Origin of the sequence: Aliibacillus thermotolerans (assembly GCF_027853235.1) — a bacterium.
Lineage (GTDB): Bacteria > Bacillota > Bacilli > Bacillales > Marinococcaceae > Aliibacillus > Aliibacillus thermotolerans.
In genome coordinates this window covers 1-22,991 of record NZ_WKJG01000043.1, presented here as the reverse complement: position 1 = coordinate 22,991, position 22,991 = coordinate 1, and the positions used below count along the sequence as shown (strand labels likewise).

19 protein-coding genes and 3 pseudogenes are annotated in these 22,991 nt (G+C 39.8%); all 22 read right to left on the bottom strand.

The window, feature by feature from the left end:
• Positions 1-441: 441 nt before the first annotated feature.
• Positions 442-2,106: a long-chain-fatty-acid--CoA ligase gene (locus GJS40_RS07955; protein WP_270897352.1), complete on the bottom strand. Its 1,665-nt coding sequence runs from the start codon at positions 2,104-2,106 to the stop codon at positions 442-444.
• Positions 2,107-2,171: 65 nt separating this feature from the next.
• A complete protein-coding gene (locus GJS40_RS07950; RefSeq protein WP_229733669.1) occupies positions 2,172-2,897 on the bottom strand; it encodes a 2-phosphosulfolactate phosphatase in 726 nt (241 codons plus the stop codon).
• A gap of 43 nt (positions 2,898-2,940) precedes the next feature.
• Positions 2,941-4,008, bottom strand: coding sequence for a phosphotransferase family protein (locus GJS40_RS07945; protein WP_270897351.1), 1,068 nt, complete (start codon positions 4,006-4,008; stop codon positions 2,941-2,943).
• Positions 4,009-4,098: 90 nt separating this feature from the next.
• Positions 4,099-4,665 (bottom strand): TetR/AcrR family transcriptional regulator, encoded by a 567-nt coding sequence (locus tag GJS40_RS07940; protein ID WP_270897350.1) that lies wholly within the window; start codon positions 4,663-4,665, stop codon positions 4,099-4,101.
• Positions 4,666-4,743: 78 nt separating this feature from the next.
• A complete protein-coding gene (locus GJS40_RS07935; protein ID WP_270897349.1) occupies positions 4,744-5,517 on the bottom strand; it encodes an SDR family oxidoreductase in 774 nt (257 codons plus the stop codon).
• A 50-nt stretch (positions 5,518-5,567) separates the two neighbouring features.
• Complete coding sequence (locus GJS40_RS07930; RefSeq protein ID WP_270897348.1) at positions 5,568-6,776, bottom strand: acyl-CoA dehydrogenase; 1,209 nt, start codon at positions 6,774-6,776, stop codon at positions 5,568-5,570.
• Between the two features lie 515 nt (positions 6,777-7,291).
• Complete coding sequence (locus GJS40_RS07925; RefSeq protein ID WP_270897347.1) at positions 7,292-8,074, bottom strand: enoyl-CoA hydratase/isomerase family protein; 783 nt, start codon at positions 8,072-8,074, stop codon at positions 7,292-7,294.
• Positions 8,075-8,241: 167 nt separating this feature from the next.
• Complete coding sequence (locus GJS40_RS07920; RefSeq protein ID WP_188393115.1) at positions 8,242-8,661, bottom strand: acyl-CoA thioesterase; 420 nt, start codon at positions 8,659-8,661, stop codon at positions 8,242-8,244.
• Between the two features lie 11 nt (positions 8,662-8,672).
• A complete protein-coding gene (locus GJS40_RS07915; RefSeq protein WP_270897346.1) occupies positions 8,673-9,848 on the bottom strand; it encodes a thiolase family protein in 1,176 nt (391 codons plus the stop codon).
• Positions 9,849-9,863: 15 nt separating this feature from the next.
• Positions 9,864-10,268: a MaoC/PaaZ C-terminal domain-containing protein gene (locus GJS40_RS07910; RefSeq protein ID WP_188393114.1), complete on the bottom strand. Its 405-nt coding sequence runs from the start codon at positions 10,266-10,268 to the stop codon at positions 9,864-9,866.
• Positions 10,265-10,714: a MaoC family dehydratase N-terminal domain-containing protein gene (locus GJS40_RS07905; RefSeq protein WP_270897345.1), complete on the bottom strand. Its 450-nt coding sequence runs from the start codon at positions 10,712-10,714 to the stop codon at positions 10,265-10,267. The genes GJS40_RS07910 and GJS40_RS07905 overlap by 4 nt, the downstream gene beginning before the upstream one ends.
• Before the next feature lie 27 nt (positions 10,715-10,741).
• Positions 10,742-11,506 (bottom strand): 3-oxoacyl-ACP reductase FabG, encoded by a 765-nt coding sequence (gene fabG / locus GJS40_RS07900; RefSeq protein WP_270897344.1) that lies wholly within the window; start codon positions 11,504-11,506, stop codon positions 10,742-10,744.
• A gap of 31 nt (positions 11,507-11,537) precedes the next feature.
• Positions 11,538-12,713 (bottom strand): acyl-CoA dehydrogenase family protein, encoded by a 1,176-nt coding sequence (locus GJS40_RS07895; protein ID WP_270897343.1) that lies wholly within the window; start codon positions 12,711-12,713, stop codon positions 11,538-11,540.
• A 92-nt stretch (positions 12,714-12,805) separates the two neighbouring features.
• Positions 12,806-13,549, bottom strand: coding sequence for an SDR family NAD(P)-dependent oxidoreductase (locus tag GJS40_RS07890; RefSeq protein ID WP_270897342.1), 744 nt, complete (start codon positions 13,547-13,549; stop codon positions 12,806-12,808).
• Between the two features lie 38 nt (positions 13,550-13,587).
• Positions 13,588-15,150 (bottom strand): acyl-CoA carboxylase subunit beta, encoded by a 1,563-nt coding sequence (locus tag GJS40_RS07885; RefSeq protein WP_270897341.1) that lies wholly within the window; start codon positions 15,148-15,150, stop codon positions 13,588-13,590.
• Between the two features lie 81 nt (positions 15,151-15,231).
• A pseudogene (locus GJS40_RS07880) lies at positions 15,232-16,026 on the bottom strand (class I adenylate-forming enzyme family protein); the annotation flags it as partial.
• Between the two features lie 91 nt (positions 16,027-16,117).
• Complete coding sequence (locus GJS40_RS07875) at positions 16,118-17,725, bottom strand: long-chain-fatty-acid--CoA ligase (protein ID WP_270897340.1); 1,608 nt, start codon at positions 17,723-17,725, stop codon at positions 16,118-16,120.
• A gap of 33 nt (positions 17,726-17,758) precedes the next feature.
• The gene (locus tag GJS40_RS07870; RefSeq protein WP_270897339.1) at positions 17,759-18,715 is read right to left on the bottom strand and encodes a phosphotriesterase family protein; all 957 of its coding nucleotides are present in this window, start codon (positions 18,713-18,715) and stop codon (positions 17,759-17,761) included.
• A 143-nt stretch (positions 18,716-18,858) separates the two neighbouring features.
• Complete coding sequence (locus tag GJS40_RS07865; protein ID WP_270897338.1) at positions 18,859-19,833, bottom strand: quinone oxidoreductase family protein; 975 nt, start codon at positions 19,831-19,833, stop codon at positions 18,859-18,861.
• 91 nt (positions 19,834-19,924) lie between these two features.
• Positions 19,925-20,335, bottom strand: coding sequence for an acyl-CoA thioesterase (locus tag GJS40_RS07860; RefSeq protein WP_270897337.1), 411 nt, complete (start codon positions 20,333-20,335; stop codon positions 19,925-19,927).
• Positions 20,336-21,756: 1,421 nt separating this feature from the next.
• Positions 21,757-22,542 (bottom strand): annotated as a pseudogene (locus tag GJS40_RS07855) (AMP-binding protein); the annotation flags it as partial.
• A 316-nt stretch (positions 22,543-22,858) separates the two neighbouring features.
• Positions 22,859-22,991: pseudogene (locus GJS40_RS14595) on the bottom strand (IS256 family transposase); the annotation flags it as partial.

The following is a 22,991-nucleotide window of genomic DNA, read 5'->3' as shown; positions in this document are numbered from 1 at the left end:
ACTCCGAAACGTCGGACATCTAGGGCAGGGACTGCCCGAAGTAACGCTCAAGGAGACGAAAGAGTGCTTTCGTCGAGGAGTTGAGAAGCTCCCACTTCAAGCGTTAGCTAAGTGGCGAGTAGTTCACACACATGAGAAACAACTTTTTCCCTTAAATGAACAACTTCCAAGACGCATGGATCAACTTTTTCGCTAGAACGAGCAAATTTTAAGTGCTTTTGGAATAAATTTTCCCTAGAGCGAGTACTGAGCACATGTGGGGCAACTTTTCCCTTGAGTAAGTGACTTCTAAACATAAGAAAGCCCGATACTTACCACAAAAAAGTCCTCTCCCTTTACTACCAAATAACGAAAAAAATACCGGTCTATCCTTCATGTTTCCATGAAGGACAGAACCGGTTTCCAAGGTTTGATCAGAATAGCTTGTAAACAACTAAAATCTTATGCTTGTTTTACCGTTTCATCTTGAAGTTGACGCCATAATATTTTACCACTGGAAGTCATTGGTAAACGATCGCGAAACTCCACCATTCTTGGATACTTATAAGCTGCCATTTTGCCTTTAGCCCACTCGATGATTTCATTTTCTGTGACTTTTCCTTTGTACTCTTCATTTAATATAATAAAAGCTTTTACTGTCTCGCCGCGTCTTTCATCTGGGGCACTTACGACACACGCTTGCTGTACAGCCGGATGTTGATATAAGATCGATTCTACTTCTGTCGGCCATACTTTGTATCCAGATGCATTAATCATTCTCTTTAAGCGATCGACAATGAAAAAGTATCCTTCCTCATCCATTGTTACAATATCCCCTGTTTTGAAAAACTTTTTCCCATCAATTACCACGTGACTTGCTTCTGTTTCCTCCGGTTGTTTATAATATTCTTTAAACAGTTGCGGACCATGGACGATTAGTTCCCCTTCCTCGTTTGGACCAAGTTCCTCCCCTGTAACAATGTCAATAATCCGGGCATCCACGCTAAATGAAGGAATTCCCAGACATTGTAGTTTCGGACGTTGCGGAGGATTAAAATGTGTATGGGATATCGTTTCGGATAATCCATAACCTTCTACATACTCCAACCCTGTTACTTGTTTCAACTGATTACCGACTGCTTCTGGTAATGTTGCACCACCGCCGCCGACGAGCTGTAACGAGGAAATATCGTATTTTTCGAGATTTGGATTAGCTAAAAAGTCAATGAGCATCGTACTAATATTAATCCAATGGGTACATCTATACGTTTCGATTGCTTTCGCAGCATAATCGCGGTCCCAACGTGTCAATACAACCATAGTCGCTCCGGTATAGATAGGGGCAAACACACTATGCAACACGCCAGTAACATGGAAAAGAGGCAATGTTGTTAGCGTAACGACATCGGGTGTTAAAGATACCCAATGATTTGCACTGACGGTGTTCGCTTGAACTGACCGATTCGTATGGACACACCCTTTCGGAACACCAGTTGTCCCTGAAGTGTATGGTATAAATGCCGTATCCTCACTTTCACCCGTGTACGGAGAAGGTTGCAAATCGTGATTGATTGCCACTGACCATGGAACCGTATTAGTAAATCTTTCCGTTGGAGCGGCCACTTCGGGAGGTAGTTCACCTAATGCGTGCTCAGGTGCTGCATACTCTGAATAGGATGCAACAATAACTCCTTCTAGTAGACCCTTTTCCCGTAATGGAGCAACTTTTCCATATAACTCCTGACTAACTAACGCATGTTTAATATCACCGTCATTAATAAAATACTCCAAATCGTCTGTTGTACTCATTGGATTAATTGGGACAACAACAGCTCGAACTCGCAGTATTGCGAATAAACTGATAATAAAATGAGGAGAGTTTTGCATAAAAAGCAACATATGCTCTCCCTGTTGAACAGCTAACTCCTTTTCTAAATAAGCAGCTAATTTTTCCACTTCATTATAAATTTCTTGATACGAATAGGACCTCCCATAATATTCGATAGCTACTTTATTTGGATATTTTTTTGTTGTCATCGCTAAATTATCATAAATTGTCGTCTCTGGCACCGTCACTGTCCGCGTAAGACCGAATGGCCAATGTGCAAAATGAGCCGTATTTTTCATTATCGTTTTCCCCCTTTATAGTAAAGATTCATTTTCACCATTTCTTTTTTACAATCAACGAAGTTCTAACTAACTACCTTTTTTCCAATCAGTCGTGGAATAAGATTGATCTTTCCTTTTTGACTAGCGTACTTCACATCCGCTTCCAGTCCGAAATGATTTAACATTTGCCCGACTTTCGATTCACCAAGAATTCTTTCACTATCCTCCGAAAAACGTTCGTAAAATAAAGCTGCACTCCGAGCACTATCTGTAAGGTCGATTTTCCCTTCACCATATAATTGGATGAGCTTATTAATGAGATACCCCGCACCATAATAATCTTCTAAGCAAAATTGCCCTGAAGAACCAGAGCAAACAACGAGAATCGTCTCCCCGTTATATTGTTTCACAATTTCTTCAGCAACTGCTTGACCGTTTAACAGCGATGCAATATATGTTTTTTTCGCATCTGCTACGTTACGGATGGCCACCGTCCCATTTGTTGTTGATAAAATTACTTTTTTTCCTCTTACATGATCGAGCAACAACGATGGGGCTGGGTTATTAAATCCATCAATGACCATGCCAGCATATTCCCCTGTAAGACAGATATCCTTCTCATCATGTTTTTTTCCTTCCGCTCGGGCTTCTTGTTCATCTAAAACAGGAATGACACATTCGGCGCCTTCTGATAAAGCTGCTGTAATTGTTGTCGTTGCTAGTAAAATATCTAGCACGATAGCTATTTTGGTCTGATCTATTTTTTCATGATCAATTTCTTCTTTTTTCATTAACAGATTTATTTTCATCAAAATGAATCCAACCTTCAACTTAGTTTATGACTTGCATAAGTTACGATTTATGCACGGTTTGCCACGCATAGTAGACGAGATTTTTTACAAATTCATTAAAATGCGCAAACCGCTGATCTTGTGTTTGTCCTTGTTTATACCGATAATAAATTTGTTGGCAGATTACCGCGAGTTTGAAGTAAGCAAACGTTAAGTAAAAGTCAATATTTTCCAAATCCCGTCTACTTCGTTTTGCATACTCCTCCATAAATTGATCCCGTGTATAAAATCCATCCTTTATCGTCACTGGCGGCTTACCAAGGCCTGTTTTTAACATCATTGGATCATCTGCTTGGATCCAGTAACTCATAGCCGCACCCACATCTGCTAGCGGATCACCAACTGTCGTCATTTCCCAATCGAACAAACCTGTCATTTGGCTAAAGTCTTCTGAGAATAATGCATTATTTAATTTATAATCGTAATGAATAACCGTCGGTTGTGGAGAAGTTGGGATATTTTTTTCTAAGTAGCTCGTTAGTTCTTCAACATAAGCAACTTCATCTGTTTTGGCTCGCTCATACCGTTTAATCCACCCGAATACTTGTCGCTCTAAAAATCCATCCGGTTTAGCTAAATGAACGAGGCCTGTTTTGGTGTAGTCTACTTCGTGTAATTCTACTAACTGATCAACCATCAAGCTCGAAATTTTTTCTCCCAACTCCCTTGTATAATCAATCTGCGTTGGAAACTCTGTATCTAGAAAGATTCCTTTCCGGCGCTCCATGATAAAAAAAGGACTACCAACAACAGACGTATCATCTGAAAAAATATATGGTTTGGGGGCTGCTGGGTACACAGGATGTAAGTTTTTTAAAATGGTATATTCCCGTTGCATATCATGCGCTTTCGGAGCTACCGGCCCAAGAGGGGGTCTCCGTAATACAGCTTCCCAATCATCGATTTTTAATAAATAAGTTAAATTCGAATGACCTGCACCAAATTGCTCTATTTCCAATGTTCCCTCTGGTGCTTCCGGAACATGGTCATTTAAAAACTTCTGTAACCGTTTCTGATCAAGTTCTTCTCCTTTTCTTACAGGAATTGTTTCACTGTATAAATTACTCATTTCCCTCGCTCACCCCTTTATTGTATAAATATACTAACTAGTAGGTATAACGATAATATAATATATATTTACAGTCGTTTATAGAAAAATTTAATCTACGCTAATTCCAGTTAACACCAAATTGGAAAAAATCGTTGCTAGTTCATCCGGGGTAACTTCGCCATCCGGTTTATACCAGTTGTAGCTGTAATTCGTTACCCCTAAGATGCCAAAAGCAACCATATCCGGACGAAGATCTTCCTTAAACTCACCTGCTTCCATACCACTTCGCACGACATCTTCTATATTTAACCGGAACTGATTACGTTTTTTCTTAATCTTATCTATATTTTTATTATTTAAGTGGCGGATTTCTCTAAAAAACACTCGACCACTAGACCCTTTGTCTTTAATATCCTTAATTAACATGAGAATAATTTCTGTCACTTTTTCACGATGGGATAGCGATTCATTATCCAAAATTTGTTGTTGGCGCATTAATAGATGATCAATATATTGCAGATGGATATCCATCAGCAATTGTTCTTTAGAAGAAAAATAGTAATAAAATGTTCCTTTTGTTACATGTAAGGCATCCACAATATCTTGAATCGATGTTTGACTGAATCCTTTTTCTTCAAATAATTGAATACTTTGTTGCGTAATTTGTTCTTTCATCTTATTAGCTCCGTTCTTTTCTATTATTTTTACTACTTATAATCTACCAAAAACATCGATTAAGCACCAATACGATTGTTAGAGTGCATGCTGTCCGCCATCGACCGTTAACACATCTCCCGTTACATAATCAGATGCCTTGGAAGCTAAAAATAAAGCTGCCCCTTTTAAATCAGAATCACTTCCTAATCTTCCTAGTGGTGTTGTTTGTAAAATATGATCCTTTGCTTGTTCAATAAGAACTTTTGACATTTTTGTTGGGAAAAACCCTGGTGCAATCGCATTGACGTTAATATTGTGATGTCCCCATTTTACGGCTAAATCTTTTGTAAATGTCATTACTGCACCTTTGCTCGTATTATAGCCAATCGTTTGCATGAACGGTGGTGTGCCGCCAAAGCCAGCAACAGAAGCAATATTGATAATTTTTCCTTGTTTTTGTTCAATCATTACTTTTCCAACTTCTTGACTCATTAAAAATGTTCCCGTCACATTGACATCGATCACTTTTTCCCAAGCTTCTAGTGGCATATCGACTACATCCGCACCCCACGTAGCACCACTATTATTTACTAAAATGTCGATGGATCCAAAATGGTCTTTCGTTTGTTTGACAACATTTTTAATATCATCTATATTCGTCACGTCACATGAAAATGCTAGTGAGTCGACACCAAATTCTGCTTTTAACTTTTTACTCATTTCTTCACATGGTTCTAATTTTCTCGAACAAACAACGACATTTGCCCCCGCTTCAGCATATGCTGTTGCAATCTGTGCGCCAAGCCCCCGGCCACCTCCGGTAACGATGGCTGTTTTTCCGTCTAATTTGAATAAATCTAGTATACTCATCTATGATTCCCCCCGTTATTCATAAAAGATTGTTAGCTAGTTGATCAACCTTATTGATACTTCCTTAATTCTAATCTTGCTATTTGGCGATTGTGTACTTCATCCGGCCCATCGGCAATCCGCAGCGTCCGAGCATTTGCGTAAAAGTTCGCAAGTGGAAAGTCATCACTGACCCCTGCTCCACCAAATGCTTGAATTGCCCGATCAATAACTCGCGTTGCTACATTCGGGGCAACGACTTTGATCATCGCAATTTCTGCCTGCGCTTCTTTATTACCAACTGTGTCCATCATATGTGCCGCCTTCAATGTAAGGAGACGCGCTTGTTCAATTTCTGTTCTTGACTCAGCGATCCAGTGCTGTACAACACCATGTTCTGCGATTGGTTTCCCAAACGTTTCCCTTTCTTGAACCCGCTTACATAAGTATTCAAGCGCACGTTCCGCAGCACCAATGAGCCGCATACAATGATGGATTCTTCCAGGTCCCAGACGCCCTTGGGCAATGGCAAATCCTTTTCCTTCACCCCAAATTATATTACTCGCTGGAACGCGAACGTTGTCAAATAGGAGTTCGCCATGACCGTGCGGAGCCCCATCATACCCAAAAACCGGCAGCATTCTTTTAATCTTGACACCTGGTGTATCCAATGGAACTAAAATCATCGATTGTTGTTCATAACGTGGTCCATCCGGATTACTTTTCCCCATAAAAATTGCAATTTTCGTCCGCGGATCCCCTGCTCCAGAAGTCCACCATTTCCGACCGTTTAAAACATATTCGTCCCCATCACGAACAATACTCGATTGAATATTCGTTGCATCACTTGATGCTACATCTGGTTCCGTCATCGCAAAGCAAGAGCGAATTTTTCCTTCTAGTAGCGGCTCCAACCATTCTTTTTTTTGTTCTTCGGAGCCGTATCGAGCTAAAACTTCCATATTACCTGTATCTGGAGCATTACAATTAAACACTTCTGGTGCAATTGGCGACCGACCCATAATTTCACATAATGGAGCATACTCCAAATTCGTCAAACCAGCCCCATACTCCGAATCAGGTAAAAATAAATTCCATAGGCCTTCTGCCCTTGCCTTTGCTTTTAACTCTTCCATAATTGGCGGTACACGAGCCCAACGATCTTCCTGCTCTAACAATTGTTCCTCATAAACACGTTCATTCGGGTATACATACTCATCCATAAACCGTAGTAACTTCTCTTTCAGTTCTTTTGTTTTTTCTGAATGTGAGAAAATCATCTTGTTAGCCTCCTTCATTTTTATCCTAACCGGTTAGTATGTTCTGAATATTTAATACAATTGTAAGCGATATCTTAAAAAATTGCAAGGACAGTATTACGCTAGTAACCGGTTGGAAGGGTTTTGCCTTTAAAGAAATCCTATGATTAGCTTTGCGAACTATCTGAATCCACATATAAGATGTTCGCCGATTTTGCTGGATATGAAATTTAAGCAAATTAGATCATCGTGATCATTTAAAATAAAGCATAATCTATTTGTTCCATGCTCCCGTAGCCTAGATCGCTATCAGTTTCGAATTTCTGCTCGCTTATTCGTCCGAGTTGTAGGAAAAGCTTTTATATTACTGTATGCAACATGAGTACCTAGACATAGAGGCTACGGAAGCATCATTCACTTTTTTTGACCTTCATCTAGTGAGTTATGATATTGAGCGTTTTTCAATCACAGCGATGTTAGCGAAAAGCTATGAATCCTGATGAAAAAGCAATTACTTAAGTACTCTGTATATGTTCTTAGTGGAATTTAGGCTTTCTTTTTTCTTTAAACGCTCGTACCCCTTCACGGTGGTCCTCCGTTGTTACAAGGGTAGCTTGTGTAATCCGTTCTTGTTCTAGAATTTCATCTAAAGAAGAGGTAAACGATTGGTTCGTAATTTTCTTGATAAAGCCATATGCTTGTGTCGGCCCATTTGCAATTTTAGAAGCAAAGGCAAATACACTTTCTTCAAATGTATCAAGCGGATATACATGATTGACAATGCCAAGCTTATAAGCTTTTTCCGCAGTTATCGGCTCGGCTGTAAACAATAATTCTTTTGCCAAATGTGGGCCGATCAGCCTTGGTAAAAAGTACGATCCACCACCGTCCGAAACTAATCCAACTTGCGAAAAGCTCATGACAAAGTTACTTCCTTCTGCCGCAAGGATTAAATCACTTGCTAAAGCAAGGTTAAATCCTGCCCCTGCCGCAAAGCCATGCACGGCTGCAATAATCGGCTTTTCTAAATCCCGCATCGCTATAATCAATTCGTTTAATTCACCGATATGGTTATAGGCATCGATACCTTCCGCCGTTCCCATTGTTTTCACATCGCCACCAGCACTAAATGAGCGGCCGGAACCGGATAGAACAACTACTCGAATCGCCTCATCTTGCTTCGCTTCTTCGATTGCTTCTTTTAAGCCGGTTATCATGCTCGGGCTAAAAGCATTCAAACTATCTGGGCGATTCAACGTTACATGCATCATTCCTTCCTTCACATTTACTAACAAATGATTATCTTGTTTAACTCCCATCGTATCGCTCCTTATTTTTTATTGTAGTTAGGCATAATGGATGCCTATTTGATTCATTTTTTAGTTGTAGTACATAAATGAAGACTGTTTATACTTTAGATAGTTATGATCTGATCAATCACCACATTTCTTCTTTCATTAAGAAAAATAGGCTTTCATCACGAATATCAAACGGATTTTACAGACATTTGTTGCAACCTTTCTCTTAATTCAGGCGGGATGGGTACCGTTTTTTGCTCCACATAATTAAAACAAACTAATGTAGCAGTCGATTTGGCAATGGTAATTCCTGTCTCTTTATTTGTAATTTCTTGATATAACGTAAAGCTTTTAGTCCCTATTTTCGAAACAGTTGTCGTAACGTTTAAAATTTCAGCAGCATACGCTTGGGCTAAATAATCACATGTCGTAGACGCTAAGATTAAATTGAATGTTGCGTCTTCTGGTGCTTCCCCTATACCTAGTTGTTTAAAAAACTTCGAACGTGCTTCATCGAGATACAAAAAATGACTCGTATTATTGACATGTCCCGCGGCATCTGTTTCACTAAAACGTACATAAACTTCAATAGTATGAACTGTTGACATCCTTATTCTCCTCATTCTTTCTCCCGTTCTATGATCATCGCAATTCCTTGACCACCACCGATACACGCTGTAATTAAGGCATAACGACTATTTGATCGCTCTAATTCATAGACAGCCTTTGTCGTAAGAATTGCCCCCGTAGCACCAAGTGGATGCCCGTGGGCAATTGCTCCACCATTCACATTTACTTTCTCCGGGTCCATTCCAAGCTCCCGATCACAGGCGATTACTTGCGCTGCAAACGCCTCATTGATTTCAATAATATCCATATCCTCCAGTTGCATTCCTGCCTGTTCCATTACTTTTTCCGTAGCTGGAACTGGACCTATCCCCATAATATTCGGATCCACACCGGCTACTGCGGATTCACGAATTACCGCAAGGGGGGTAACTCCTATTTGTTCCGCTTTTTCCCGCGACATAATGACAAGCGCACTAGCCGCATCGTTAAGACCTGAACTATTTCCCGCAGTCACCGTACCACCTTTTAGAAATGCTGGTGGTAATTTGGCTAACCCTTCTTTTGTCGAATCCGGACGTGGATGTTCATCTGTATCAAATTGAAGGGGTTCACCTCTTCGTACTGGAATTGTAATGGGCACGATTTGTTCTGCGAAACGTCCTTCTTCCATCGCCCGAGCCATTCTTTGTTGGCTACGTAAGGCAAAATCATCTTGTTCTTCTCTTGATATTTCATATTTTTTCACTAAGTTTTCTGCTGTAATGCCCATAGGTGGATCTCCTATTTCTTCCGGTGATAACTGGGCATTTTTAATTTTTGGTGGCACCGGACTATATGCTCGCTCCGCACGTTCCAATAAATGAGGTGCCCGGCTCATACTTTCAATTCCACCAGCTACATAAACATCACCAGCTCCTGCTTGAATGGCTTGTGCTGCCAACATAATCGCATTAATTCCCGAACCACATTGACGATCCACGGTAAGACCTGGTAATTCCATCGACAAACCCGTTTGTAAAGCTGTTAAGCGAGCAATATTTCCACCACCACTTAACACATTTCCCATAATAACGTCATCAATTTGATTTGGGTCAATCGTTGCTCGTTTAATTGCTTCTTTCATCACTTCCGCACCAAATACATGTGCAGGAATGGATGCTAGTGCTTGACCTTGCCTACCAATTGGCGTTCGAACGGCTGATACAATAACAGCATCCCGCTTCATTGATTCCTCTCCTCCTTATGTATACGTTTGAAAAACGACATTCCCTTTAATCACTTCTGTACCGCTTTGATTTACCGCTGCTACGTGAAAGTCCATTTTTTCCCCATCTTTTTCCTGTAGTTTTGCTTGTAATGTTAGGACATCACCGAGAAAAACCATCCCCGAAAATCGAATGGTATAATCTTGGATAAATCCTTCTTCTAAATATGGGGTAAACAATTTAGCAAGATTTCCCATCGTCCACATGCCGTGGGCAATAATTCCAGGAAGTCCTAATTTTTTTGCCTCTTCATCGATCGTATGAATCGGATTATAATCACCGGAAGCTCCGGCATACTTAATTAAATCAAGTCTCGTTACAGGTTCTAATGTTTTCTCGTCCAATACATCGCCACTACGAAGTTCTGCTAATTGTTTCATCGTACCAATTCCTTTCGAACAGTTTCGGTAATAATGACAACTTGTTCTTCCGTAAATATATTTTCACCTTCTGCATCTTCCCCATAAAGTTTTAAAATAATAAAACCCATCCAGCCATTTTTACCCGTTTTTTCATAATAATCAGCTACTTCTGTATAGCAATAAATCGTTTCCCCTACGAATAATGGTCTTTTGTAATGATAGATTTGTTCCCCATGGATTAACCCTTTGTTCGGTAGCTGTAACTCCTCAATCTCGCCATATTCAAACACTCTGGGAAACGTCGGTGGTGCAATATTTTTGCCATACCTGGATTGTTTCCCATACGCTTCATCGATAAAAATTGGGTGCGGATCGCCGATAGCTTCGGCGAATTTTTTTACCATGCCCCGTTCTACTATGTTTTTTACTTTTTCCGAACGTTTTCCGATCATTTCTTTAAACATGGATCATTTCACCTTTCTTTTTTTCATTTAAACCGTAGGTCCGCCAGCTACATAAATTACTTGCCCATTGACAAAGGACGATGCCTCATCTGCAAAAAAGGCAACTGCATTGGCAATATCTGACGGTTTTCCACTTCTGCCAACAGGGATTTGGCTAACACTCATTTCGACTAACTCATCAAAGGTAATGCCAACACGTCTTGCTGTTTCTTTTGTCATTTCAGTTTCAATAAAGCCAGGAGCAACTGCATTAACGGTAATCCCAAATTTTCCAAGTTCAATCGCTAATGTCTTTGTAAAACCTTGGATTCCCGCTTTGGCTGTTGCATAGTTGGCTTGCCCACGATTACCTAGGGCAGATGTGGAAGAAACATTAATAATCCTTCCATACTTCTGATCAACCATGTATTTCTGAGCTGCCCGGGATGCATAGAAAGCCCCTTTCAAATGCACATCCATCACTTGTTGCCAATCGTTATCGGTCATTTTAAATAAAAGATTATCCCGAATGATCCCTGCGTTATTAACTAAAATATCTAAAGAACCAAACTTCTCAACTGTTTCTTCCATAACTGCTTCTACTTGTTGGGCATCTGCCACATCTGCTTGCTTAGCTAAAATTTCATATCCTTGATCCTTGAGTTCTTTTTCCGTTTCGTGAAGGGCCTCTTCATTAATATCAATAATTGCTACTTTCGCCCCTTCTGCTGCTAATTTTTTCGCAACTCCTTGACCAATTCCTCGGCTTCCACCTGTTATGAAAGCTACCTTTCCAGTAAATCGTTGTGTCATATCTAGTACCCCCTAATGTTTATCATTTATTTTAAATAAATTGACCTACTTGAACATGACCTTTTAATAGATTTCTTGAAATAATTAGACGTTGTATTTCATCTGTACCATCGTAAATCCGCCATAATCGTGCCTCCCGATACCAGCGTTCAATTGGCAACTCGCGTGTATATCCCATGCCCCCGTGGATTTGTAAAACACGATCGACAACGCGATTTCCCATATTGGATCCGTATAGTTTGGCCATCGATGCTAAATGACGGTTATCTTCACCCTGATCGAGTGTGAATGCCGCATTTAAAACAAGCCATTTCGCTGCTTCAATCTCAACAGCTGAATCAGCAATCATCCACTGGATTGCTTGCCGTTCTGCAATTGGTTTGCCAAAAGTTTTACGTTCTTTCGAATAGTCAATCGCCATTTGCAGTAGCCGTTCTGCAGCGCCTACGGCTGTTGCACCAACTACCCAGCGCGCAAACCCAATCCATTCTAGGCCAAGATCGTAGCCGCCATGTAGTTCACCTAATATATTTTCTTCTGGGACACGTACATCTTCGAAAATGATAGAGGCAGGTCCCCACTCCCCCATCGTATGAATATACTCGGAGCGCCAACCCATTTCTCGATCGACGATAAAACAAGTTACACCATCTCTACCATTACGTGCATGTCTTTCTTTATCTGTTACAGCTATAACCATGACAAAATCTGCTTCATTTCCACCGGTAATAAATGTTTTCTCCCCATTAATTACCCATTCGTCCCCATCTCGAACGGCTGTTGTTTGTAAATTGCGAGTATCCGAACCGGCATCTGGCTCTGTCATCGCAAAACAAGATTTCTTTTCTCCGTTAATCGTTGGTATTAAATATTTTTCTTTTTGCTCGTCATTTCCGTAATAAAGAATGTTATCTGCGGAACCTCCGAATTGAAAAGGGACAAATGTTTTGGAAACTTCCATTAAAACGATGGCAAGCATCATATGCCCAATATCGGATCCACCATATTCTGCAGGTGTATTAATCCCCCAAAAACCTGCCTCCTTTGCTTTTAGTTGCAATTCCTCTATTTTTTCCTTCGGTAAACTCGGTTTTCCCTCTCTTTCATTTCGTAATACTTCATTTTCCAATGGCATCAATTCGTTTTCGACAAATTTACGAATCGTTTCCTGGACCATTTTTTGTTCATCTGTTAATCGTAAGTGCATTCCATTCACGTCCTTTCGCTATTATCCCTTTATACTAACCAGTAGGTATGCTTGAGTTTCTATTTCTTTATTACGTACGTTTATAACTTCTCTTACAGATTCAATGTTCCTCCGTCAACAATCAATGTTTCTCCTGTAATAAATGATGCTTCATCGGATGCTAAGAAAAGAACAGCATTTGCAACCTCTTCGGCTTTTCCTATTCTTCGTAAAGCATTGGCGGTAGACAGGATAGGCCACTTATCTGTTTTTCTCCAATCATCGACCATTTTTGTATCGATTACCCCTGGAGCAACAGCATTGACACGGATATTTTTTCTCCCAAACTCTGTTGCCGCCGTTTTAGTGAGTGTCATGACACTACTTTTGGAAGCAGAGTAAGGAGAGACGAGTTTTTGTCCTTTGATGCCAGCGATACTTGCGATATTTACAATCGAACTACCTGGCTCCAGTGAAGGAATTGCATATTTCATCCCTAAAAATACCCCTGTCAGATTAATAGCAATTACTTTCTGCCATTCCTCTAAGGAAACATCCGGAATTTTTTTCTCTTCACTATTTACTCCTGCATTGTTACAGACGATGTCAATCCGCTGAAATGTATCAAGTGCTTTTTCTATCAATGCTTTCACTTCATCTTGTTTGGTCATATCGGTCCGGTGAAATACTGCCTTTCCACCCCGATTGTTAATCATTTCTACTGTTTCCTGCCCTGCTTCCTTTGAAATATCAGCAACAAGCACTTGGGCACCTTCTTCGCTAAAACGTAAAGCGATTGCTCTTCCGATATCTCCTCCGCCCCCTGTAATGATAGCTACTTTGTTTTTTAATCGCATAAGATCTCCCACTTTCTATGAATCTATCCATTTTATAGCTAGTAGCCAGTTGGCCAATTAGCTAGAAGTCGCTCACTTTTTGCACCGTTTTTGTTACAGGCGTATTCCAATGTCTGGGCTAAAAATTTGCGTGTATCCCGAGGGTCAATGACATCATCAATGAGATACTTACCGGCTGCTTTATAAGGAGAAGCATCAAAACCCCAAAGCTTCAGTAATTTTTCACGTTCTTCTTCTGGATTTTCAGCGTTCTTTAATTGCTGACCATAAACAACGTTAATGCCAACTTCTGGTCCAGTAAAATTAATCTCAGCTGTAGGCCAGGCAACAACAAAGTCAGCTCCCATTGTCGGGCCGCACATATTCCCATAAGCAGCTCCAATACTTTTTCGAATAACAACAGAAATCTTCGGAACCGTTGACTGGGCAAGTGCTTGGTTCCAGACCATAATTTTTGTAGGCATCTTTAATCTCTCTGCTTCACTTGACACACGAAAGCCCGGCGTATCGTGTAAAAAAATGAGCGGTATATGATAGGAATCACATAAGACGATGAAATCGGTAGCCTTATCCGACTCCTTCGTTCCAGCCGCTCCCGCAAACTGCATCGGATTGTTAGCAATAATTCCTACGACTCTGCCATTGATCCGGGCTAAGACGGTAATAATAGCAGGACCATAACTTGGTTTTAGCTCCAAGTACGTACCATCATCGACGATTTGTTTTATTACTTTTTTCATATCATAGGCCCGTTTTTGCCTTGTAGGTACAAGATCAACTACTTCATCTAGGCTTCGATAAGGATCATCCATCGTTTCCCGATAAGGTGGTTCTTCACCGCTATGGAGGGGCATATAGTCTAAAAACTGTTTCAGTTCATCAATGGCCACCTCTTCATTTTCAGCGAAATGTTCCACCTGTCCTGTATGATTAGCATGTACTTGCCAACCACCTAATTCTTCATTCGTCACCTTCTCCCCTGTTGCTATTTCGAGCATACGCGGGCCAGCAACTGCCATCGTTGTTCCTTTTACTTGGGTAACAAAGTCGGAAGATACGGCAGTCCATGTTGGTCCACCAAAACTATCTCCTAAAATCGCTGTCACCATTGGAACTTGGCGATGGTGTAATAAAAGTTCATCTGGAAAAAGCATTTGGCTAATACCATCAGAGCCCATCCCATCCGGCATCCGTAAACCGCCACCTTCCATTAAATTCACTAAAGGAAATCCACGTTTTACGGCAAAGGCATGGGCCGCTTTTGTTTTGCGAAAATAGACCATTCCTTCTGTTGCTGCAAAAACTGTTTTGTCTGCCGCTTGTAAAACAATCGGCCGCCCATTTACTTTTGCAAGCCCCGTAATGACACCATCTCCTGCACTTATTTCTTCACTTCCAGGTTGGTCGGAATGGGCTAGTAAACCTAATTCAAGAAACGTTCCAGGATCAACTAGCTTTTCAATACGTTCTCTAGCAGTATAGTGACCAGACTCATGTTGTCTAGCAATTTTTTCTGGACCGCCTCCAAGCTTAGCTTTTTCCTTTCGCTCCATTAGTTCGTTGATTACGTTTTCCATACATTTCTCTTTGACGTTTTCCATAGCTTTCTCCCTTATCTCTTTTATTTTCATTTACTATTGATAGTTCGTTTAATGGGTCAATCCCATCCACCATCCTAGGTATTAGTTCTCTTTTAATAACCGTCTCAGCACTTTGCCTGAACTCGTTGCTGGTAAACTATCAAGAAATTCTACTTCACGTGGATACTTGTATGCAGCCATTGTTTCTTTGGACCATGCAATGATTTCATCTTCAGAGATTTTCCCTTTGTATTCTTGTTTTAACACGATAAATGCTTTGACACTTTCGCCACGAACTTCATCTGGAATACCTATGACAGCAACTTGGGAAATAGCTTCATGTTCACTTAATAAAGCTTCTACATCTTCGGGAAAAACACTAAATCCGGATGATTTGATCATTTCTTTTAAACGACCGTTAAAATATAAATATCCATCCTCATCAAGCATTCCAATATCGCCAGTAAACACCCAACCATCTCGCAATGTTTCCGCTGTATCTTCTGGCCGGTTGAGATAACCTTTGAATACTCCAGGGTTTTTAACGACAATTTCTCCTTGTTCTCCAGGAGGTAAATCGGCACCAGTTTCCATATCGACAATACGAATTTCTGTATCATACGTAGCAATACCACAGGAACCATGTTTCACTTTGTCGATTGGCATAATTGTGTCACATGTATGTGTTTCACTTAAACCATAAGACGCTTCAAAAAGTAAACAGCCGTCAGTTACTTTTTCCCAAGCATTTGCCAATTCTTCATCTACTTGCATTCCAAAACTTGTCGCAAAATTTAACTCCAGGGAAGTCAAGTCTCTGTTTTCAATTCCCGGGTATTGTAAGATTGCTGCATTCATTGGTGCAACGGTATATAATTTATTCACTTTATACGTTTCTTCCTTTTATCCTCCAACATAATTCGGGTAAATTAATCATTTTTCTAGAAGCATCCCAGTTTTGTATCATGTCTGATTCATGATAATGATTCTACTTATTTTGTGATTCTTCTCTTATTTTCCGACGTAATATTTTGCCGACACTTGTCTTCGGTAATTCATCTCTAAATTCTATGATTCGTGGTATTTTATATGCAGCCATATTTTTTCGGCAATACGCTATTAGTTCTTCTTCCTTACATGATGCGCCTTCTTTTAAGACAACGACTGCTTTAACTGTTTCTCCACGATAGGAATCAGGCACCCCTACGACGACTGCTTCCTCGATGGCCGGATGCTCATATAAAACTTCCTCCACTTCACGGGGATATACGTTGTAACCACTAGCAATAATAAGATCTTTTTTGCGATCGACAATAAATAAATATCCATCCTCATCCATATAAGCGATATCACCGGTAGATAGCCAACCATCTTGCAATGTTTGTGCTGTTTCTTCTGGCATATTCCAGTAGCCTTTCATTACTTGGGGACCTTTAATGAGAACCTCCCCAATTTCGCCTGGTGCAAGTTCTTTTGTTCCTTCCGCTAGATCCACAATTTTATAATCCGTTCCTGGAACGCCAATTCCGACACTCCCCAGCTTCCGGGTTCCAAAAAATGGATTACAATGCGTAGTTGGCGAAGTTTCGGATAATCCATAGCCTTCTAAAATCGTAGCACCGGTTTGCTTTTCAAAGGATCGTAAAACTTCCTGTGGCATAGGCGCACTACCACTATTACAAATTTTTATACTATCAACTTGGTATTCACTAAGTTTCGGGTGGCTATTTAATGCGATATACATCGTCGGTACACCTGGAAAGGATGTCGGTTGTACATCACGAATTGTTTGGAGTACTTCTTCTAAATCAAATCTCGGCAATAAAATACTCATGGCTCCTGTGTAAAGAGAAAGATTCATACAAGATGTCATCCCATATACATGAAACAAAGGAATAACAGTAAGGACACGATCTTCTCCAGGTGTAAGCACATCTTGAAAATATTCGTATTGTTGGATTACATTCGCAACTAAATTCCGATGGGTCAGCATTGCCCCTTTAGAACGTCCAGTCGTTCCACCTGTGTACTGTAAAACCGCCGTATCTTCCACGCTATCAATAGCGACTGGATCAGGGGGGGTGGTTGCCTTTTTTAAAAATGTTTCAAAGTCGACTGCTTGATCATGTTTCGCTTCATTTTCTCCCAAACGTACAACAATGACATGTTCGATCTCTGTTTGATCGATAATGGCATGCAATACAGGAAGCAATGGCTCGTAAATTACAATCGTTTTGGAACCGGAATCGATTAAAATATGGGCTAGTTCCTTATCGACAAGCAGTGGATTTACTTGAGCAACCATTCCTCCAGCTAGTAAAATACCATAGTAACTAATGATATATGGGGGACAATTCGGCAACATCAGTGCAACTCGATCGCCCTTTTCTAGTCCTTGTTCCTGAAGACTAGCAGCGAATGATTGCACCATTTCCCCAAGTTGGTTATACGTTATTTCCTCTCCATAAAAGTAAATAGCTGATTGGTCTCCATAACGATGAATAGCTTCTGTTAACATCTCAGGAAGTGATAGATCGGGTACTTCGATTTCCCGTCTAATATGTTCGGGATAATGATTTAGCCAGGGTTTTCCCACACATGATTCCTCCCTAAGTTTTTTAAACTGCATTTACAAACGAAACATCGTCTCTATCGTTTCATTCGCTACTCCTTTTTTCTGGAGTGCTGGAATAATATTTTCAAAAAGATGAACAGGATGCCAATTTTTCACGAGTTCTGCTACTTCCGCACTCATTTCCGGGTCTCGACCTAACCAATAATTAATCGAATCATGGGACAGCATAATCTGTTTTTCATAGCCCGCTTCTAGTAGCTGTAGCAATGTTTCCACGCGCTCCTCATCCATCGGAGCACCGACTAACTGCTGGATTCCAAACCGATCAAAGCCGATTTTCACGCCCGTTGCTAATGTGTTCTTTTGATATTCGATATCCGTATTTCCACACATATGACCAATAACGATTTTGCCTGGATCAACACCGGCATCAACGAGCATCTTCGCTTGTTCTGGACCCATCGTTCCTTCCTGCGTATGGGTGAGAATCATAATCCCTGTTTCTTGCTGAACACGGGCTGCAATCGTAAAAAACAGCTGTTCATACGGCGTAATTTCATCTTTACTCGTTGCTAATTTAATAACACCTGGCCGAATCCCTGTATTAGCGATTCCTTCCTCTATTTCTGTCATAAACATGTCATATATATCTTTCTCAGCCGTTCCTAATGTGTGACGAAACTTAAAGTATGTTGTTGCACCTTCCCCTTCATAGTAATAACCCGTTGCACATACAATTTGTAGACCAGTAGCTTCGGAAATCTCCTTTAATACTTCCGGATTCCGTCCACACTCATTTGGCGTTGGATCGACAACAGTTTTAACCCCATGTTTCATAACAGCCTTAGCTGCTTCAATACCTTTTCGGACAGCCTCTTCCCGGTTAAATGGACCTAACGTAACATCGCCACTATATCCTGGATAACCGAACAAAAAATGTTCGTGGATTAAAGTTTTTCCCATATCACTTACTGAAATGGGACCAGTTACCGTCTCAATTTGCTCACCCATATTGGCACCTCCTACAATATTTAAAAACTATTTGTACTGACTGACCTTACGTATCACCTTTTTTGTACGTACAATAATATAGTAGATTCTCGAGTTTTTTGGTTAGCTTCACCTCCTACATAATCGTGTAAATGGGTTGTTCTTTAAGGTTCTAAAACAATTTTTCCTGTCGTTTTTCTTTCATGAAAAAGTTGATGTACATGAGCCGCTTCAGCTAATGGATATGTGCCACCGATTGTTAGTTTTAATTTTCCTTGCTGCACATATGTTAAAATTTCTTGGAAACTGTTTCTAAACAAATCCGGCCGTTTCATAATTTGCGGTAAGAAAAAACCTACAACGGCTTGATTCCTCGCCATTAAAGATGCTGGATGGAATTTTGCTTGCTCACCACTAGCCACTCCATAAATAACAAGTCGACCAAAATCTGCTAAACATTTCCGCGTCTGATGAAATATACTTCCGCCAACCATTTCTAGCGCCACATCGACACCTGTACCATTGGTATATTGCTGCACTTCTTGATCCCATGTAGCTTCTGAATAATTAATTAGTTTATCTGCCCCCATCTTTTCAGCTAGCTGAAGCTTTTCTGGCGTGCTTGCAGTTGCAAGAACCTTTCCTGCGCCAAATATTTTCGCCAACTGAACAGCTAATAAACCAACTCCCCCAGACGCAGCATGAACAAGAACAGTTTCACCTTCCTGTAGTTGCCCCATTGTTTTTAAAATATGATATGCACTTTGCCCTTGCACAGGTAGTGCGGCGGCTTCTGCAAAAGACATACCATCAGGAATTGGAATTAACGCCTTCGCATGAACAACTGCATATTCTGCATAACCACCCGCCTCGATCAATGCAACAACACGCATTCCTTTTTCAATACCTTGCACGTTCTCCCCAACACCGGCCACTACACCAGCAACTTCTGATCCGGGAATAAATGGTAATGGTGTAGGAACAACGTATTCACCTTGACGTCTAGCAGTATCAGCATAATTGACACCAACTGCTTTTACTTCAACTAATACATCTTGTTCACCAAGAGATGGTACTTCGGTATCGATCAATTGCAAAACTTCTGGTCCACCATATTCATTCAATTGAATTGCTTTCAATTTGACATTTCCTCCTATATTTTTCTGTTTTACTCATCCTTTTTAATTAGAAATTGGATCAAGGAACTGTTTATCTTTTTTATTTGTTGTTTTATGAAGACTTTGTTTCGTTATGAGGTGAAATATGCGCCTGTAATTGTTCTTTCAATTCTGCTGGGAGTGGTGTTGGCTTCTGATTTTCTTTATCAAAATAAACGACGGTTACTTCTCCTTGGGCAATTAACTCATTGGACTCTTTTTCTAAAATGTCATTTCCTAACGTAAAACTTGTAGTGCCGATTTTTTTGACGGTTGTTTGTACTTCCAACGATTGCCCAAAATATCCTTGTTGAATAAAGTCACATGTTGCCGATGCAAGGACAATCATAAAGTTCTCATCTTTTACATCCATCCCTAATCCTCTTAAAAAGTCTAATCGCGCTTCTTCCATATATGTAAAATAACTAGCATGATTGATATGGCCTAGCATATCTGTTTCATTAACCCGGACTTTAATTTCCATGTTGAATCGCTCCTTTAGCAATCTTTTTCAAGTTATGGCAAGCCTCCTTTTTGTCGAAGAAAATATCGTTTTTGATTGACGGAAGTTGTGATTACACTTGGCTAAATTTCCGAACTATTTTTCCCATGTAAACGATTAGACGATTGCACGTTGATTGGATGCGCTTACATTAAGTGAATGTTAATCTTTTAATTGGCTCCTTTTGACAATCGCATTGTATGTTCCACATCTCCTTGCTCGTTTCACACGATTAGTGCAAGTCGACAAACATGTTAGAAAAAAATGATTAGCATCTATTCTTATGTAGTTTTATTCAAGGCATTATTTGATATGGGTTTGGATGGAAATATATGTTCATCTATTGAGCGGGCCCTGTTGTAAAAAGAACAGGTACACTAAGAATCAAAAAGTTCTCTATCATGATTTATATGCAGTATATAATCACATTAATACCTACTGGTTAGTATTATCAGAATCTTTTAAATTATTATAACACATCTTTTTGGAAATGCAAGATGTAAAAATGGATCAAAATAAAGTGAAGTGAGATAATTATGGCGTATTTTATCGCTTGACTTGGAGCTTTGCGGGTATGATTCCCATGCCACATCATTAATTGTTCAAAAGACTTACTTGCCTGGCGCCAAAGGCTAGCATACCCGCTCCTCCAAATAAAGTGCGTTTCTATGTTAGTTCGTGATCATATCAATTTCAAGCTTACACTTGGATCCCATTGGTATTAAATAGTCCAATGAATCATGAATTCGAATATGATTAACTAGTTTTCGTTACATAATAGATAACTCTAACCCCAAGTTCTTGTTAGGCTGAGAATACTCTGCCTTTAATAAACTACATTTAATCGTTTTAAACGTTTTAAACGTTGATTCTTTTACTGAATTTTTATAAAGCATTGTTACTTAATACTCGCTTAATAACTAATGCATCAAACGCTTCATCAGTTAGTTGATAATTACATTCACTTCCACAAATAAAATTCACCCCCATACGATGATGTGAGCTTAACTTGCCGTTTCAACTTTTATAATTCATTTTTAGTTTTTCTTTTCCTGTTAGTTTTAGTTCATTTATTTTTTTAATTTTCCATCAATTAAAACTGCTATATCCGGAATTTATAGGGTCTCACACATTCCTGATATCGAGTAGTTAGTACTTAATACATATAGTTTCGACCAATGAGTAATGTAGCTTGCTTACAATATCATTCACTGTAATTAGTCTTTACTTTTATAGTCGCAATTTGATTAGCTCTTCTGTTTAGGAGTTAGATTATTTTTAAAAATCTCTTGTGAATTTTCTTCTTGGTCTTCTACATATGATAGATACCCCTCCACTTTTATTGGGATATGCTAGTTTAAAATATCTTAACGATTCTATCCAATTAAGTGTGGCCCATCCAGTTATTTATTTAACTTTGCTAGTTCTTCTTCTATTAATTTTCTTCTTAATATTTTACCAACAGTTGATTTTGGTAACACTTCTCTAAATTCAACAGATGTAGGCACCTTAAAGTGAGCTAATCTTTCACGACAGAAACTAATTAATTCTTGCTCCGTTACTTGAACTGAATCTTCTGTCAATAAAACAAATGCTTTTACTGTTTCCCCTCTGTATGAATCAGGTACACCACAAACAACTGTCTCTTGAACAGATGGATGTTCGTATAAAATTTCTTCTACTTCTCGTGGATAAATATTATAACCACTTGCAATAATAACATCTTTTTTCCGACTGACAATAAAACAGTAGCCATCTTCATCCATATAAGCAATATCTCCTGTATACAGCCAACCGTCTCTTAGAGCTATTTTTGTTTCTTCTTCTCGATTCCAATAACCTAGCATCACTTGGGGACCTTTGACAATTAACTCTCCAGGCTCATTTGTTTTCATTTCTGTTACACCATCAACTAAATCTACAATCTTACAATCAGTACCAGAGATCGGTAGCCCCATACTACCAGGCTTTTGTACACCTTCTACAGGATTACTATGGGTAACCGGTGATGCTTCTGAAAGTCCATAAGCATCAACCAACTTAGCGCCTGTTAAACTTTCAAATTGATTTTTTACTTCAATTGAAAGGGGTGAAGATCCACTAATACATGTGTGAATCGATGATAAATTATAGTTTGATAAATTCTTACTATTATTAACCGCAACGTATATTGTGGGGGTTCCTGGAAACGGGTGTGTCAATAATTTTGTGTAAATAACCCTATTTCCAGTAGATAAGTTAGCCTGCTTATTTTACTTGGTAAAACTTCTATTTTAGGTGAAACACAGTGCCACAGCGGTAGCTGCTTGTCCTTGACCTTGTGCCTTTTCTTAGTTCTTGCTGGTTGGGTTCAGGGACCCGGCCAGCGAGAACTTAAAAAGATCGGTCGTGGTACGCTAGGTGTGCGGATAAAGTCCCCACATAGGGCTTTATTGTTCCCATCCGACAACCTACACACCACCACGACCGCAAACAAGGTCAAGGATGGCGGATCGGTGCTAGAGCTTAATTTTCCAGTGCTTCAAACATGTGTATCAATTCTGATTTGGCCTTTTCAAAGCCTCGATGACAACGCATGCCAAACTTGTGATTATAGTCTAGAAACCGTGTCACGAGAAAGCGTTCTAAGGATTCTTCA